General features: G+C 64.2%; 12 protein-coding genes and 1 pseudogene. 8 read left to right on the top strand and 5 right to left on the bottom strand.

The window, feature by feature from the left end:
* Positions 1-32 precede the first annotated feature (32 nt).
* From LJ655_RS19330 to LJ655_RS19355, 6 genes and pseudogenes are all read left to right on the top strand, one after another.
* Positions 33-410 (top strand): Rieske (2Fe-2S) protein, encoded by a 378-nt coding sequence (locus LJ655_RS19330; protein WP_230562830.1) that lies wholly within the window; start codon positions 33-35, stop codon positions 408-410.
* A complete protein-coding gene (locus LJ655_RS19335; protein ID WP_230562831.1) occupies positions 398-2,026 on the top strand; it encodes a 3-(methylthio)propionyl-CoA ligase in 1,629 nt (542 codons plus the stop codon). Before LJ655_RS19330 ends, LJ655_RS19335 begins: the two co-directional genes overlap by 13 nt.
* Before the next feature lie 139 nt (positions 2,027-2,165).
* A complete protein-coding gene (locus LJ655_RS19340) occupies positions 2,166-3,311 on the top strand; it encodes a porin (protein WP_230562832.1) in 1,146 nt (381 codons plus the stop codon).
* Between the two features lie 30 nt (positions 3,312-3,341).
* A complete protein-coding gene (locus LJ655_RS19345) occupies positions 3,342-3,728 on the top strand; it encodes a BON domain-containing protein (protein WP_230562951.1) in 387 nt (128 codons plus the stop codon).
* Between the two features lie 149 nt (positions 3,729-3,877).
* Positions 3,878-3,958, top strand: a pseudogene (locus tag LJ655_RS19350) (DUF1801 domain-containing protein); the annotation flags it as partial.
* A 323-nt stretch (positions 3,959-4,281) separates the two neighbouring features.
* Positions 4,282-6,015 (top strand): IlvD/Edd family dehydratase, encoded by a 1,734-nt coding sequence (locus LJ655_RS19355; protein ID WP_230562833.1) that lies wholly within the window; start codon positions 4,282-4,284, stop codon positions 6,013-6,015.
* Between the two features lie 68 nt (positions 6,016-6,083).
* On the opposite strand, the gene LJ655_RS19360 is transcribed toward LJ655_RS19355, so the two are convergent.
* The 3 genes from LJ655_RS19360 to LJ655_RS19370 form a co-directional block, all read right to left on the bottom strand.
* Positions 6,084-7,262, bottom strand: a complete 1,179-nt coding sequence (locus LJ655_RS19360; RefSeq protein WP_230562834.1) for a porin — start codon at positions 7,260-7,262, stop codon at positions 6,084-6,086.
* Between the two features lie 318 nt (positions 7,263-7,580).
* Entirely contained in the window at positions 7,581-8,696 is a 1,116-nt protein-coding gene (locus LJ655_RS19365) for a succinylglutamate desuccinylase/aspartoacylase family protein (protein ID WP_230562835.1), read from the bottom strand.
* Positions 8,697-8,964: 268 nt separating this feature from the next.
* A complete protein-coding gene (locus LJ655_RS19370; RefSeq protein ID WP_230562836.1) occupies positions 8,965-9,747 on the bottom strand; it encodes an ABC transporter substrate-binding protein in 783 nt (260 codons plus the stop codon).
* Between the two features lie 855 nt (positions 9,748-10,602).
* Here LJ655_RS19370 and LJ655_RS19375 point away from each other — a divergent pair.
* Entirely contained in the window at positions 10,603-11,622 is a 1,020-nt protein-coding gene (locus LJ655_RS19375; protein WP_425605823.1) for an extracellular solute-binding protein, read from the top strand.
* Positions 11,622-13,463, top strand: a complete 1,842-nt coding sequence (locus LJ655_RS19380) for a diguanylate cyclase domain-containing protein (protein ID WP_230562838.1) — start codon at positions 11,622-11,624, stop codon at positions 13,461-13,463. The genes LJ655_RS19375 and LJ655_RS19380 overlap by 1 nt, the downstream gene beginning before the upstream one ends.
* Before the next feature lie 65 nt (positions 13,464-13,528).
* Here LJ655_RS19380 and LJ655_RS19385 read toward each other — a convergent pair whose 3' ends face one another.
* Both LJ655_RS19385 and phnL read right to left on the bottom strand, forming a co-directional pair.
* Complete coding sequence (locus LJ655_RS19385) at positions 13,529-14,617, bottom strand: alpha-D-ribose 1-methylphosphonate 5-triphosphate diphosphatase (RefSeq protein ID WP_230562952.1); 1,089 nt, start codon at positions 14,615-14,617, stop codon at positions 13,529-13,531.
* Positions 14,618-14,698: 81 nt separating this feature from the next.
* On the bottom strand, positions 14,699-15,460 hold the full coding sequence (gene phnL, locus LJ655_RS19390; RefSeq protein ID WP_230562839.1) for a phosphonate C-P lyase system protein PhnL: 762 nt from the start codon (positions 15,458-15,460) through the stop codon (positions 14,699-14,701).
* Positions 15,461-15,465 lie beyond the last annotated feature (5 nt).

Consider the following 15,465-nt stretch of genomic DNA (forward strand, 5'->3'; position numbering starts at 1 on the left):
TGCGGCCCGAGGCGGATCGCAAGGCTTCCGGGATGCCACGTCGGATCGTGGTGGGTGTCGCCGGCGAGCTCGCGCCGGGCGAGCGCAAGCTGGCTTTCATCGATGGCCGCAGCATCGTGCTGTTCAACCTCGACGGCACGCTCCACGCCATCGACAACGCGTGTCCGCACAACGGAGCCGCGCTCGCGGGCGGCCGGCTGGAAGGCTGCATGTTGCGCTGCCCGGCGCACGGTCTGCGCTTCGACGTGCGCACGGGCTGCATGGCGGGGCGAGGCGGATTGAAGGTGACGACCTTCACGGTCGCCATAGTGGATTCAAAGGTGGTGGTGAGTCTCGACGAGCCGCACGCGCCGACTGAGCAGGCGCGAGACGCCACACCCTATCAGGAGACGGAAAGATGCAAGGCTTGATGATGCAGCAACCGCTGCTGGTCGCTGCGCTGCTCACGCACGCGGAGCGCCATCACGGCGAACAGGAAATCGTGTCGCGACGCGTGGAGGGAGACATCCATCGCTATTCGTATCGGCACCTCGCGCAGCGCGCGCGCCAGATGGCCAACGCGCTGTCGACGCTCGGCGTCGGTCAGGGCGAGCGCGTCGCGACGCTCGCGTGGAACGGCTATCGGCACATGGAGCTGTATTTCGCCGTGTCGGGTTCCGGGTCGGTGCTGCATACGCTGAACCCGCGGCTGCACGTCGACCAGCTGGCGTACATCATCGAGCATGCGGAAGATCGTGTGGTGTTCTTCGACCTGAGCTTTTTGCCGCTGATCGAGAGCGTCGCGCCACGGGTGAAGAGCCCGAAGGTATTCGTGGCCATGACCGATCGCGCGCACATGCCGCAAGCGGACGACCTCGGCGGCTTGCTGATCTGCTACGAGGATCTGCTCGATCTTCACGACGACGTTTTCGAATGGCCGCTGCTCGACGAGAACAGCGCGTCGTCGCTGTGCTACACCTCGGGCACCACCGGCAATCCGAAGGGCGTGCTGTATAGCCACCGCTCGACGGTGCTGCACACCTACGCGGCGGCGCTGCCCGATTCGCTGAACTGCTCCGCGCGCGACGTGATCCTGCCGGTCGTGCCGATGTTCCATGTGAACGCGTGGGGACTGCCCTACATCGCCTGCATGGTCGGCGCGAAGCTGGTGTTTCCGGGCCCGGCGCTCGACGGCAAGTCGCTCTACGAATTGATCGAAACGGAACACGTGACGTTGTCGGCCGGCGTACCGACCGTGTGGCAGGGATTGCTCGCGCATGTGGATGCACTGGGCGGGTCCTTTTCCTCGATGCGGCGCACCGTGATCGGCGGCGCGCCGTGTCCGACCGCGATGACCGAGGCGTTCCAGAAGCGCCATCGGGTCGAGGTGCTGCACGCGTGGGGCATGACCGAATTGAGCCCGATGGGTACGGTCTGCAGCTTCAAGGCGCATCACCAGTCGCTGCCGATGGCGGAGCAGTACAAGGTTCAGGCGAAACAGGGACGGGCGCTGTTCGGCATCGACATGAGAATCGTCGGCTCACAGGGCCATGAATTGCCGTGGGACGGCGAGACGGCTGGCGATTTGCAGGTGCGCGGTCACTGGGTCACGCAGCAATACTTCGGCGCCGACGTTGAGTCGCCGCTCAGCGACGGCTGGTTTCCGACCGGCGACATCGCCACGATCGACCGGCACGGCTTCATGCAGATCACCGATCGCAGCAAGGACGTGATCAAGTCCGGCGGCGAATGGATCAGTTCGGCGGCTATCGAAAACGTGGCGTATCTGCATCCGGAAGTCTCGACCGCCGTCTGTATCGCCGCACGGCACCCGAAGTGGGACGAACGGCCGCTTCTGCTGGTCGTGAAGAAGCCCGGCAGCGATCTGGCGAGCGAAGAACTGCTGTCCTTCTTCAACGGCCGGGTCGCGCGCTGGTGGACGCCCGATGCAGTGGTGTTCGTCGACACGGTTCCTCTCGGCGCGACGGGCAAGGTACTCAAGAACCAGTTACGCGATCAATTCGGGCGTTACTACCTGCCGGCGTGATCCGCCGCTTTCGCAGCATCGCATTTCGATTCACGCAACGAAGCGACCGGGTGAATCCGGCGCTCACATAAACACCAACCAACTTGAAGCGACCGCAGCATGGGCATTGGCACCCACGCCGGTACGCGGAGGAGACGCAATGAAGTTGAAGTCAGGGAGCGCGATCGTGCTGGCTATCTTTGCTACGGCAGCGCACGCGCAATCATCAGTGACGCTCTACGGCGTAGTCGATACAGGGCTGCTGTATCAGAACACTTCGGCGGCTACCTTTTTGCCGCATGCGCCGAACACGGGCAGCGTTTTTCAGTTGAAGGACGGCGGCATCTATGCGAGCTACTGGGGTATGAAGGGTGCCGAAGACATCGGCGGCGGCTACAAGATTAACTTCAAGCTGCAAGGTACATTCAATACTACGAACGGCAAGTTCGGTTTGTCCGACACGCCGGGCGTCACCGCGATTTTCAACCAGTTCGCGACGGTGGGCGTGTCCGGGCCGTTCGGTACCTTCGACGCTGGCCGGCAGATCGTTCCGATGATCTACGCGATGGCGGAAACCGACGTTCGCGGCGCGCAGTATTTCGGCAGTATTCTGACGGCCTGGCTCGGTATCAATCAGGCGGCCGGCTGGCCGGGCACCAGCACGAACGCGCCGATCGGCGCCTTGTACGACAGCAACGCGCTCGTCTATAACTCGCCGAAATTCTATGGCGCGTCGCTCGCGCTCGAGTACGCGCCGGGTGGCGTCGCAGGCCATTTCCAGGGCGGCACGCGCGAGTCGGCCGTGCTCAAATACTCGAATTACGGTCTGAATCTGTCCGCCGTGTATTACAACGGCCACGACACCAACCCGTTCCCGCTGACTTACCCGGCGGCGCCCGCCATTCCTGCGACCGGTCTCGCGAACAATCGCCTCTACTATTTCGGCGCGATGTACACGATCGCCGGGTTCTCGGTGTCGGCCTCGTATGGCGTCGGCAAGAACCCGGCCCATAGCAATACGGCGAACTTCGAAATGATCTCGGGAGGCCTCGGCTACCAATTCAATTCGCGTTTCACGATCACGTCCGGCTACTACTACCTGAACGATAAGAACCACTCGGCGAACCATTCGACCGAAGTCGCCGCGGGAGCGGAATACAGCCTGTCGCAGAGGACCAGAGCGTACGCGCAAGTGGGCTATGTCGCCAACCGGGGAACCATGAACCAGACTATCGTCTATGGCGCTCCGGTTGCGCCAGGCGTGAACACCACAGCGGCGATGGTCGGCATCCGCCACACCTTCTGATTCCGTCCGTTACAACAATTGGAGTATTCGATGAAAAGCATTCATGCACGCGCGTTGGCAATGGCCACCTTGATTCTGGCCACGTTCAGCAACGCATGGTCGCAGCCGGGCCAGACGGGCAGTGTGCCTTCCGGTGCACCGGCTGCATCCGCGGCGGAAGCGGGTGGGGCCGCTCCCGTCAGCGCAAGGAAAGCCAATCGGACGCTGCGCCGGCAGGTGTATGCCGCCATCGGCAAACACAAGGAAATCAGCGCCGGCAATATCAGCGTCATCGCAAAAGGCGGCGCGGTGACGCTGAGTGGCACGGTCACGGACGCGTCGCAGGTCAACCAGGTCGCGGAGATCGCGAAGGGCGTACCGGGGGTGACCTCCGTGACCAACAAGCTGACCGTGCAGAAGCCGTTTGGCGGGATGTAAACAGCTCACGCATCGGGGAAGTCAGCGCGAGGCGCCAACTATGTCAACACACAACGTGTCGACTACAATGACCAGGTTGCTACGGCATCCTACCGGTTAAACCTGGCGCCCCCGATGAACGCAGCGGAACGTATCGACGAGCCGATCGCAAGTGGGTGGGCAGCCCGGTCTGGTCGCGCAACGGCATGATCGCGGTCGCCAATGCGCACAAAGGCAAGGTCAAGCTGACCTTGCCGAAGAGGAACACACGCGGCGCGCAATCGAAAGCCCATAGAAAGAAAATGTCCGGTCAGGCGGAGGCCGGCGTGGCCTGAAGCCGTCAAGCTCCGCTCGCCCGGCTTCCGCGCCGGCCCTCGCCACATTGGCATATCCGGCGACTCCATACCAAAACTGATATCTATATCGCCAAAAATATAATTGGAAAGATATCGGCCCGCTCCATACACTTCACCATCCCAGGGCATTGAACGACAGCTTTGCGCGGTAGCGCGAGGCGTGCCGTTTCAGGCAAATCGGCCGGTGAGGGTCCCGGCACAAGCATCAAGGACCTAGCATGTCGGAAAAAAAGCGGAAACTACGCTCGGCCGAGTGGTTTGGCACGGCTGACAAGAACGGCTTCATGTATCGAAGCTGGATGAAGAATCAGGGCATTCCCGATCACGAGTTCGACGGCCGTCCCATGATCGGCATCTGCAACACGTGGTCCGAGCTGACCCCGTGCAACGCGCACTTTCGCAAGCTCGCCGAGCACGTGAAGCGCGGCGTCTATGAAGCGGGCGGCTTTCCGGTCGAATTCCCGGTGTTTTCGAACGGCGAATCGAATCTGCGTCCAACCGCGATGCTCACGCGCAATCTCGCGGCGATGGACGTCGAGGAGGCGATCCGCGGCAATCCGATCGACGCGGTCGTGTTGCTGACCGGCTGCGACAAGACGACCCCCGCGCTGCTGATGGGCGCGGCGAGCTGCGACGTGCCGGCGATCGTCGTGACCGGCGGACCGATGCTGAACGGCAAGCTCGACGGCAAGAACATCGGCTCGGGCACCGCGGTGTGGCAGCTGCACGAGTCGCTGAAGGCCGGCGAGATCGACCTGCATCAGTTTCTGTCGGCCGAGGCGGGCATGTCGCGCTCGGCGGGCACCTGCAACACGATGGGCACCGCATCGACGATGGCCTGCATGGCCGAGGCGCTCGGTACGTCGCTGCCGCATAACGCGGCGATTCCCGCGGTCGATTCGCGCCGCTACGTGCTCGCGCATATGTCGGGAATGCGGATCGTCCAGATGGCGCTGGAGGACCTGAAGCTCTCGAAGATCCTGACGCGCGAGGCGTTCCTGAACGCGATTCGCGTCAATGCGGCGATCGGCGGCTCGACCAATGCGGTGATTCATCTGAAGGCGATCGCTGGACGCATCGGTGTCGATCTCGAACTCGACGACTGGGTGCGCATCGGCCGTGACACGCCGACGATCGTCGACCTGATGCCGTCGGGCCGCTTCCTGATGGAAGAGTTCTATTACGCGGGCGGCCTGCCGGCCGTGCTGCGCCGGCTCGGCGAAGCGAACCTGCTGCCGCATCCGGGCGCGTTGACGGTCAACGGCAAGTCGCTGTGGGACAACGTGAAGGACGCGCCCAACACCAACGACGAAGTGATCCGTCCGCTTGACAGGCCACTCGTCGCTGACGGCGGCATTCGCGTGCTGCGCGGTAATCTCGCGCCGCGCGGCGCGGTGCTCAAGCCGTCGGCGGCGACGCCCGGCTTGCTCAAGCATCGCGGACGCGCGGTCGTGTTCGAGAACCTGGAGCACTACAAGGAGCGCATCGTCGACGAAACGCTCGACGTCGACGCGAATTCGGTGCTCGTGATGAAGAACTGCGGGCCGAAGGGTTATCCGGGCATGGCCGAAGTCGGCAACATGGGCCTGCCGCCGAAGCTGCTGAAGCAGGGCGTGAAGGACATGGTGCGCATTTCCGACGCGCGCATGAGCGGCACCGCATACGGCACGGTGGTGCTGCACGTGACGCCGGAAGCCGCGGCCGGCGGTCCGCTCGCCGCGGTACAGGACGGCGACTGGATCGAGCTCGATTGCGACGCGGGCACGCTGCATCTCGACATCAGCGATGCGGAACTCGCGCGCCGCCTCGCGCAGCATGCGCCGCCGCCCCGGCCGGAAGGCGGCGGCTACCGGCACCTCTATATCGATCATGTGCTGCAGGCCGATGAGGGCTGCGACCTCGACTTCCTTGTCGGGTGTCGCGGGTCAGCGGTGCCGCGTCATTCGCATTGACGGGTTCCGCCAGGTGAGGAACGGCCGCTTGAGCGTAAGCGGGGTGTTCCCCACCGCGAACCGTCTGCTTAGAACTTGTGACGCAGACCGACACGGAACGCGAGCTGGTTGTCGGCACCGACGCCCGACGTGCTGAAGTAGCTCGTGCTCGAACCGATCTGTGCCTGCAGATCCTGCGTGCCGTTGCGGCCCGACGCGATCTGGTAGATACCCAGCACGTACACGTCCGTGCGCTTGGACAGCGCGTAGTCGCCGCTCAGGTTCACCTGGTTCCAGTGACCGACGTTCGCGCCGCTCAGGTGCATGTACGTGTAGCCCGCGCCTGCCGTGATAGCCGGCGTGAACGCGTACTTCGCGCCTGCTTCGTAGGCGGCGAACGTCGTCGATCCGCCCGAGATCGGTGCGAGGCGCGTGTTCGTGTACAGGGCCCACAGCAGCGCCGGACCAAACGCGTAACGGCCGCCGACGCCGACCGTGCGCAGATCCTGGATCTGCGTGGTGCCGGGCGTCGGGAAGGAGACGTTAGCCAACGACGTCGAGAAGGCCGGCGTCGCCTGGCCGGGGTAACGGATGTCCGTGTATGCCACGCCGAGACCGAACGGGCCGTTCGCGTAGTTCGCGCCGAAGCTGTAAGCGCGCGACGAACCCGCCACCGGGGCAGCCGCCGTGCCCGTGCCCGGCGAGCCGGCGAAGGCGCCCGCCGTGTTCGAGAAGCCGTACATCGCGCCGAAGGTCAGGCCAGCGAAGTTCGCGCTGCTGTATTTGACCGAGTTGTTGATACGGCTCGACGTGAGCTGGTCGACGTCGTTGATGTGGTAGGCGTAGTTGCCCGCGACGGTCAGGCCGCCGGTCGCGTAGTTGGAGCCGAGGTACTCGGTCGAGAACGAGTACTGGCGGCCGAACGTCAGCGAGCCGATGTCGTTCTGCGAGAGGCCGACGTATGCCTGGCGGCCGAACATCGCGCCGCCCTGGCCGGCGGCGCCGTTCGCGCTGCTGAAGCCGTTTTCCAACTGGAACAGCGCCTTCAGGCCGTTACCGAGATCTTCCGTGCCACGCAGACCCCAACGGCTGCCCTGCGCGACGCCGTCGTCGAACTTGGTCAGGCTGGCGTGGCCGGTGGACGTTTTCGAGTTGTTCACGTAGCTGATACCCGCATCGATCAGGCCATACAGCGTGACGCTGCTTTGTGCGTGCGCGGCGGTGGCGAAGACGGCAAACGTAGCGGCGGTCAGAATTTTTTTCTTCAAGGTACTTCTCCGGTTAGCGAATTTGAGCGATCGCAACGCGCTGCTCTGCGGCAGTGTCGCGCGACGGCCCGCAATTTAAGGGAACGCTGAGTAAGCTATGTGACAGTGAAAACATTTTTCCGCGGTGTCGTGCGGGCGCGACACGTGGGAGCGGACCGGAGGCGGGACGAGTCGATTGACCCGAAGGTGGGCGGGGACGCGCGGCGGCGGATCGCCCGCCGGGCGGCAGGCGATCGACTACTTCAACTGGTAGGTGCGCTGAAAATGCAGTTACATGACCGGCTGCGACAGGATCGATCGTCGCAGCGGCTTGGGCGGTCAGTTACTCAACAACGAGCCGCTGCGGAACGGCGTCGCGCCGGCGATGCGGGCGAACTCGAGTCCGGCCGTCGCGAAGCGCGCCAGACGCCGGGCATACAGCACGCCGGCCACGGTGTTCTTGATCGTGACGACGCGATCGGTCAACGGATCGACGATGTCCGCGATTTCGTGGCCCACGTCCACCCACGAACCGACTTCACAGCGATACACGAGCACGCCGCTGATCGGCGCAACGAGCGGCTCGGCGCCCGCGAGCGGCGTCGCCGCGAATTCGAGCGGCGGCAGCGGGGCCGGCTCGCCGTCGACCACGCCGCGCGAAGTCAGATATTCGATGATCGCCTGCGCGTCTTTTTCCGCGTATTCGTATGAGACGTCGCGCTGACCGCGCAGCTCGATCGTGACCGAGATCCCGCCGTTCGGAATCGGGAAGCGCTCGCCGAAGCGGCCGCGCAGATCCGACCAGCAGAAGCTGTGGATCTCGTCGAACGGATTACCGACCGAGTTCAGCGCGAGCAGCGACGCCTTCGCGTCCAGATAACGCGCGAGCGGCTCGACTTCGGGCCACAGATCCGGATTCGTATACAGATGCATCGCGGCTTCCCAGTCGCAATGCAGATCGAGCACGACATCGGCATCGTACGAGAGCTTTTGCAGCGCGAGGCGTTGCGACGCCAGTTCGGTGGTCGGCTGCTGCGCGTCGAGCGCTTCGCGCATCGCGCTGCGGATCGCCGCGCGGTTCGCGTCGATGTCGCCGCCCAGGCGCGACTCGATGACCGGCAGCACCAGCTCGGCAAGGTCGTAGAAGTTGCGGTTGAAGTTTTGCGCGCTGCCGGTTTCGAAGCGGCCGAGCATCTGGCCGAGCAGGTGCTGGTTCAGGCCGATCGGATTCGGCACCGGCACGATCACGACTTCGCCGCGCAGCTTGCCCGCGGCTTCGAGCGCGGCCAGCTTGCGGCGCAGCGACCACGACACCAGCATGCCGGGCAGTTCGTCCGCGTGCAGCGACGACTGGATATAGATCTTCTGTCCGCCGCCGGGACCGTAGTGGAAACTCGTCAGTTCGCGGGCGGTGCCAAGCGACGGGGCAATCAGCGAATGGGTCTGGGTTTGCATGGTTTTAGCTTCGCGGCTCGTCCGGAGCAGCCGCGCTAGGTAGTTGATTGCAAGGGGAAAGATGTGTGCCGCTGCGCGCGGGGGAGTGCGTGCGCGGGCTGCGGCGACCTGTCGCACGCAGGTCGCGTTTCGCACGATCTTAGCCGATCTGCCACGCGACGTGGCTTTATGTGGCTGGACGTGGCCGCGCAAAACAAAACGGGCTCCGCATTGCGGAGCCCGTTGGGCGTACAACCGGCCGGCGCGCCGTGCGGCGCGCGTGGGCGATTTAGCTGCCGTACACGTCGAAGTCGAAGTACTTCTTCTCGATCTTCTTGTAGGTGCCGTCCTTGATCATGTCGGCGATTGCCTTGTCGACCTTCGCCTTCAGATCGGTGTCTTCCTTGCGCATGCCGATGCCGGCGCCGCTGCCGAGGATCTTCGGATCGTCGAGGTCCTTGCCGACGAACGTGAAGCCCTTGCCGCGCGGCGTCTTCAGGAAGCCCTGATCAGCCTGCACCGCGTCTTGCAGCGCTGCGTCCAGACGGCCCGAGATCAGGTCGGCGTAGACCTGGTCCTGGTTCTGGTACGGCACGATTTTCGCGCCCGCCGGTTCCCAGTACGTCTTCGCGTAGGTTTCCTGAATCGTGCCCTGTTCGACGCCCACCGTCTTGCCCTTCAGCGATTCGGCGGTCGGCAGGATGCCCGAGCCCTGCTTCGCGACGAGGCGGGTCGGCGTGTTGAACAGCTTCGACGAGAAGGCGATCTGTTCGGCGCGTTGCGGCGTCATCGACATCGACGACAGCACGCCGTCGAACTTCTTCGCTTTGAGTGCCGGGATCATGCCGTCGAAGTCGTTCTCCACCCACACGCACTTCGCACCCACGCGCTTGCAGATTTCATTGCCGAGGTCGATATCGAAGCCGACGAGCTTGCCGTCCGCGCCTTTCGACTCGAACGGGGGATAGCTGGCGTCAACACCAAAACGGATCGTCGACCAATCTTTAGCGTGTGCGCCAATCGAGACGGTGGCAAGCAGAGCGACCGTCAAAGCCGCTAGCAGTTTCTTCACTGTTGTTACTCCTCGGTGTAGTTCAATTACGCCCTCGGCGGTTGTGCCGCCCCGGGACGCCCGGCGCGACTCACGGCAGGGCTTTCAGTCAGATTGCAAGCCGGGGTGGCCTGCAATGCGCGCCAAGCTTATCAGTTCAAAAATATCGGGATGCTAGTAAAACACCGGATGACGCAGGAGGAGGCTCTCTACAGCAACGCTTGCGCGCAAGCCGGCGTGACCGGATCGTACACTGTCGGCGAGGTTTGCGTAACGCGGGTGTAACGAACTAGCGCTAATACGATGGCCGGGCGAGTGCAATCGACTCGCATTTGCAGCGATTTTCCCGGGAATTTGCCGACAGCCGGTTTGAAAGGCGGTTCGATCGCTGGCGCACCATTAAAGGTTACGCATAAATTTGCCGTTAATTGACAACGATGTCGAGACTATTGCATGAGATGTCAATGCCAGAGCCCGGTTTTTTTGCCGCCATTTTGAACCGGTGCAAAAACGAAGTTTTTGGCGCTATCATCGATCCTCCCTGCGCGGGAAGCCCACGTCGGCGCAGGCGGGAATCGCGTTGCTACACGTCGTCGAACAGCTGTCAAGATTTAAATGCCGCGCATTTGCGCTCGCTCAAAAAAGCCTTTCTGCTCAACGGTGTTATTCATGCACGCGAAGTTCATGGCGGATCAAACGGGCCGTTGTAAGCAGGCATTTAAGCGACAAATCGCGAGCGCTGGCGTGCGAACGCGCGCGGCTTTATTGCAGCGCCTTTTTGTTGGCGCGTTTTTGCCGAGCGATTCATACGGATTTTCGGTGATTGGCGCCGCCGCATTGGGGTCTGCGATTCTTTCCGGGCTTTTGCCTTTTCTGATTGCGCTAGTCCTGTGCACGGGTTTCGGCGCGACGACGCCCGCCGTGGCCGCCGATAAGGTGCTGCGCGTGCTCGCATGGCCCGGCTACGCGGACCCGGACGTCGTCAAGGAATTCGAAGCACGCTACGACGCGAAGGTCGAGGTCACGCTCGTCGATTCCGATGAAGCACTGTGGGCGCAGGTGCACAGCAAGGACACGCCGCCGTTCGACGTGCTCGCCGCCAATACCGCCGAAATCCGCCGCTATGCCGAGGCGAATCTGCTTGCACCGCTCGATCTCGCGAGTCTGCCGAACACGAAGAAGCAGTTGCCGCGTTTTCGGGCGCTCGGCTCGATCGACGGCCTGACGTCGGCGGGCAAGGTGTACGCGATTCCTTTCACGTACTCGTCGATGGGGCTCATCTACGATCGCCGGCAGATCCCGGTCGCGCCGCGCTCAATGCTCGAACTGTGGAACCCGCGCTATCGGGGCAAGGTGCTCGACTTCAACAGCGCGCAGCACAACTTTTCGTTCACCGCGCTCGCGCTCGGCTATCCCCATCCGTTTCAACTCGACGCCGCGCAGATGCGCGCGGTTGCGCACAAGCTCGTCGATCTGCGCCGCAACCTGCTGACCTATTACACGCTGCCGGAGGAGGCGACCGCGTTCTTCATCCAGCACAAGGCCGCGCTGATGTTCGGCAACTACGGTACGCAGCAGGTGGAGTTGCTGCGCCGCGCGGGCGCGGATGTCGGCTACGTGATTCCGGACGAGGGCGCGCTGGCATGGCTCGATTGCTGGTCGATGACGCGCGCGGCGAGCGACAAGCCGCTCGCGCTCGCCTGGATCAACTACATGCTCGAACCGGCCGTGAGCGCATTGCTCACGCAGCGCCAGGGACTCGCGAACACGCTGACCGAGCCTGCGGAAGGCAGCGCCAACGCGCATATCGTCTGGATCGGTCCGGTCGAGGATATCGACCGCCGAGAGAAGCTGTGGGTGCGGATCGTGTCGGGCGACCGTTCGGAGCGCTTCTGATGCTGCATCGCGGCTTGACCTTCAAGCTCTCCGTGCTGCTCGCGTGCATCGGCGTGCTGGCATCGGGCGCGACCGGCTACTACGCGTATCGCGCGAATCGCACGATGCTCGTCAACGAAGCGCAGCACAGCCTGCAGACTTCGACGGAGCTGCTCGGTCAGCGCATCGCCGTGTCGATCGACGACGTCGCGGCGGACGTGCTCGTGCTCGCGACGCTGCCCTCGTCAGTGAGCGTCGCGCAGACCGATGACGGCATCGGCCCGAATCCCGGCCGCGAGCGGCTCGCCCAGGTCTATTCGAGCTTCATGCTGCATCACCCCGAATATCTGCAGGTGCGGCTGATCACGCAGCAACATCACGGGCTCGAACTGATCCGTTTCGATCGCGACAGCGACGGCCTCGTGCGCGTCGAGGGCAACGATCTGCAGGAAAAAGCCCAGTTTCCCTATGTGTTCGAAACGCTCGCGTTTTCGCCGGGCCGCATCTACACGTCGCCGATCTCGGTCAATCACGAGTACGGCACGCATGCGGCGCAAGGCAGGCCGACGCTGCGTCTCGGCACGCCGATCGCGGACGCGCGCGGCACGGTGGTCGGCGTCGTCGTGCTCGATGTCGATCTGGCCGGCATGTTGCGGCGTTTGCAGAGCGATCTGCCGAGCGACTATCAGGTCTATCTGGCAAACGAGTGGGGCGATTTCCTGGTTCACCCCGACCCGTCGAAGACCTTCGGCTTCGACCGCGGCCGGCGCGTGCTGATGCAGGACAGCTTCCCCATTACGAAGCCACTGTTCGAGCAGCACCGCAACGACGCACTCGTCCACGGTCTCACGGGCTCCTGCGAGGTGGCCGGACACGTGCTCGCGTTCGTGCGCCGGCCGTTCGGCGGCTCGGAGGGCAACCGCTTCATCGTGCTCGGTCTCGCGAAGCCGCTCGAAGACGTGCTGGCCGGCGCGAATCAGCTCGGCACGCGGATCATTCGCATGGTCCTCGTGTTCAGCGCATTGTCGGTGCTGCTGGCGATCCTCTTCGCGCGAGCACTGACCAAACCGCTGCATCTGCTCGCGCACGCGGCGACACATCTGTTCGCCGAGCATGCGATGCACACCCTGCCACTCAGACGCACCGACGAAATCGGCGTGCTCGCGCGCTGCTTCGAGCGTTTGCGCCGCGAAATCCGCGCGCAGATGGATGCGCTGCACAGCAAGCAGAGCGAGCTCGTGCATCTGGCTTCGCACGACGCGCTGACCGGCCTGCCGAACCGCATGCTGTTCATGCAAAAGCTCCAAAGCGCGATCGAGGAGGCGAAGTTCCGCGGCGAAGGGCTCGCCGTGCTGTTCGTCGACCTCGACCGCTTCAAGCAGATCAACGATCAGTTCGGTCACTCGGTCGGCGACAAGGTGCTGGTCGCGGTCGCACGCCGCCTGCAGGACGTGCTGTATGCGGGCGACGTGGTCGCGCGGCTCGGCGGCGACGAATTCATCGTGTTGATCGAAGGGCCGCGCGCGGCGGAAGTCACACCCGCAATCGCCGCGGTCATCCTGGAGGCGCTCAACGAAACGCTGACCATCGATGGCAATAGCATGACGGTCGGCGCGAGCATCGGCATCAGCGAGTTCCCGCACGACAGCGGCAATGCCGAGGAACTGCTGCTGAACGCCGACGCCGCGATGTATGCGGCGAAATCGGGCGGACGTTGCGCGTATCTGCGCTATCGGGATCTGCTCGCGATGCGGCGGGACGAGCAGGCCGAGCAGGCACGGGAGCTTGCCCGCGCCCAACTCGCGCAGGCGCGTGCCGCACAGGATGCGATCGAGGGGCGCGAGCCGGAGCCCACCGCGTGACGCGCGTTTATCCGCGTGCCTGACGGTCGTCGACTGCAACCCCCGATTGCGCCGCGGGCGCCCACTCAAACAATCCGCACCCCCGCTCGATAAGTCGCGCGCGGCACTGGCAGCTTGTCGAGCATCGTCACGCGCACGAGGTCCGCGCGCAAGCCTGGCTCGATCGCACCGCGGTCCGCGAGGCCCACGGTGCGCGCCGGTTCGGCCGAGACCGTCGCCATGGCGCGCGGCAGCGGCCAGCCCGCTTTTTCGACGAGATCGAACACTGCGGCGAGCAAGCTCGACGGCACGTAATCCGACGACAGGATGTCGAGCAGATCCGCGCGCGCGAGTTCGAGCGCCGACACGTTGCCCGAATGCGAGCCGCCGCGCACGATATTCGGCGCGCCCATGATCGTCGCGATGCCGTGCTCGCGCGCGGCCTGCGCGGCGACGTGCGTGGTCGGGAATTCGGCGAGCACGATGCCCTCGGCCTTCGCCTGTTCGACGTGCTCGATCAGTGTGTCGTCGTGGCTCGCGAGTGGAATGCCGAGGCGCCCGCAACGCTCGACGATCTCGCGGCGGTGCGCATCCGCGTAACGCTCCTGTTCGACCGCAAGCTCGGCGAGTGCAGTCGCGACGCGTTCGTCGCTCATCTTGCCGTTGCGCTCCTGGTAGCGGCGCCATTGTTCGCGGTCATGCCATTGGCGCTGACCCGGCGTATGGTCCATCACCGATGCGAGTCGCAGCAGCGGATGCGCGCACAGCGAATCGAATACTTCGAGCACGTCGGCGGTCGCGATCTCGCAGCGCAGATGCAGAAAGTGCTCGGCGCGCAGCAGCTGACGCGCGGACAGCCGCAGCAGCGAGTCGGCGCAGCGCGTTTGCACGTCGCGGTTACGCAGACCCACGTTCGAGCGCGAGCCGATCGCGAGCGCGTCGAACACCGTCGTGATGCCGGCGGCGGCGACCTGTGCGTCGTGGATCACGAAGGCCGCGTCGGTATTCCATTCGACGCCGGGACGCGGCACGAGGTGCTTTTCGAGGTTGTCCGTGTGCAGTTCGATCAGACCGGGCAGCAGATAGTCGCCGTCCCAGTCTTCGGTGCCGCGTGTCGAACTCGCGCCGCGATCGACGTCGCGGATCACGCCGTTTTCGACGCGCACGGCGCCAATGAATACTTCGTCTCACGTCACGATGCGAGCGTTGCTGATCAACATCAACTTGCTCCGTAGTCAGTCGGTATCCGTTCGAGTTTAGTGCCGCAGCGGCGGCCGCAGTTCCAGGCGGCGCGTCGCGACCTTGTTGCGCGTTTCTTCGTCGTGAAAGATACCAACGATCGCGGCGCCGCGTTCGCGCGCCTCGACGATCAGATCGGCCACCACGTCGCGGTTTTCCGCATCGAGCGACGCGGTCGGTTCGTCGAGCAGCAACAGCGCATGCCCGGCGATCAAGCCGCGCGCGATGTTCACGCGCTGCTGCTCGCCGCCCGAAAACGTCGCGGGCGCGAGCGGCCACAGACGCTCCGGCACGTTCAGCCGCGCGAGCAATGCAGCGGCGCGCGCATTGGCTTCGTGTTCGGCGACGCCGCGCAACACCAGCGGCTCGGCGACGAGCGCAAGCGTCGGTACGCGCGGAATCACGCGCAAAAACTGGCTGACGTAGCCGACCACGCCGCGGCGCAGACGCAGCACGTCGCGCGGTTCGGCTCCGGTGATCGTGACGGGCTGGCCCTGATCGCTCGTGTCGCGAATCGCGATCGAGCCGGTGCTCGCCAGATAGTTGCCGTACAGACAGCGCAGCAGCGTACTCTTGCCCGCGCCGGATGGCCCGACCAGCACCACGCATTCGCCGCGCTGGACATCGAGCGACACGTCGGCGAGCGCGTCGATCCGCACACCGCCCTGGCCGTGCAGCGTGAAGCTCTTGCCAATGCCGGCGGCGCGCAGCATCAACGCCGCGTTGTCGGAGAACGCTCGCTCGGCGCCTCTATCAATTGCTACGTCAGTGGATCGCATTGTGG

Origin of the sequence: Paraburkholderia translucens, from assembly GCF_020881035.1 — a bacterium.
Taxonomy (GTDB): domain Bacteria; phylum Pseudomonadota; class Gammaproteobacteria; order Burkholderiales; family Burkholderiaceae; genus Paraburkholderia; species Paraburkholderia translucens.

Excerpts from the sequence above, each read along its gene's own strand:
- LJ655_RS19345 (WP_230562951.1), top strand. The coding sequence starts at position 3,342 with ATGAAAAGCATTCATGCACGCGCGTTGGCAATGGCCACCTTGATTCTG.
- phnL (WP_230562839.1), bottom strand. The coding sequence starts at position 15,460 with ATGCGATCCACTGACGTAGCAATTGATAGAGGCGCCGAGCGAGCGTTC.
- LJ655_RS19365 (WP_230562835.1), bottom strand. The coding sequence starts at position 8,696 with ATGCAAACCCAGACCCATTCGCTGATTGCCCCGTCGCTTGGCACCGCC.
- LJ655_RS19335 (WP_230562831.1), top strand. The coding sequence starts at position 398 with ATGCAAGGCTTGATGATGCAGCAACCGCTGCTGGTCGCTGCGCTGCTC.
- LJ655_RS19380 (WP_230562838.1), top strand. The coding sequence starts at position 11,622 with ATGCTGCATCGCGGCTTGACCTTCAAGCTCTCCGTGCTGCTCGCGTGC.
- LJ655_RS19355 (WP_230562833.1), top strand. The coding sequence starts at position 4,282 with ATGTCGGAAAAAAAGCGGAAACTACGCTCGGCCGAGTGGTTTGGCACG.
- LJ655_RS19340 (WP_230562832.1), top strand. The coding sequence starts at position 2,166 with ATGAAGTTGAAGTCAGGGAGCGCGATCGTGCTGGCTATCTTTGCTACG.
- LJ655_RS19330 (WP_230562830.1), top strand. The coding sequence starts at position 33 with ATGCCACGTCGGATCGTGGTGGGTGTCGCCGGCGAGCTCGCGCCGGGC.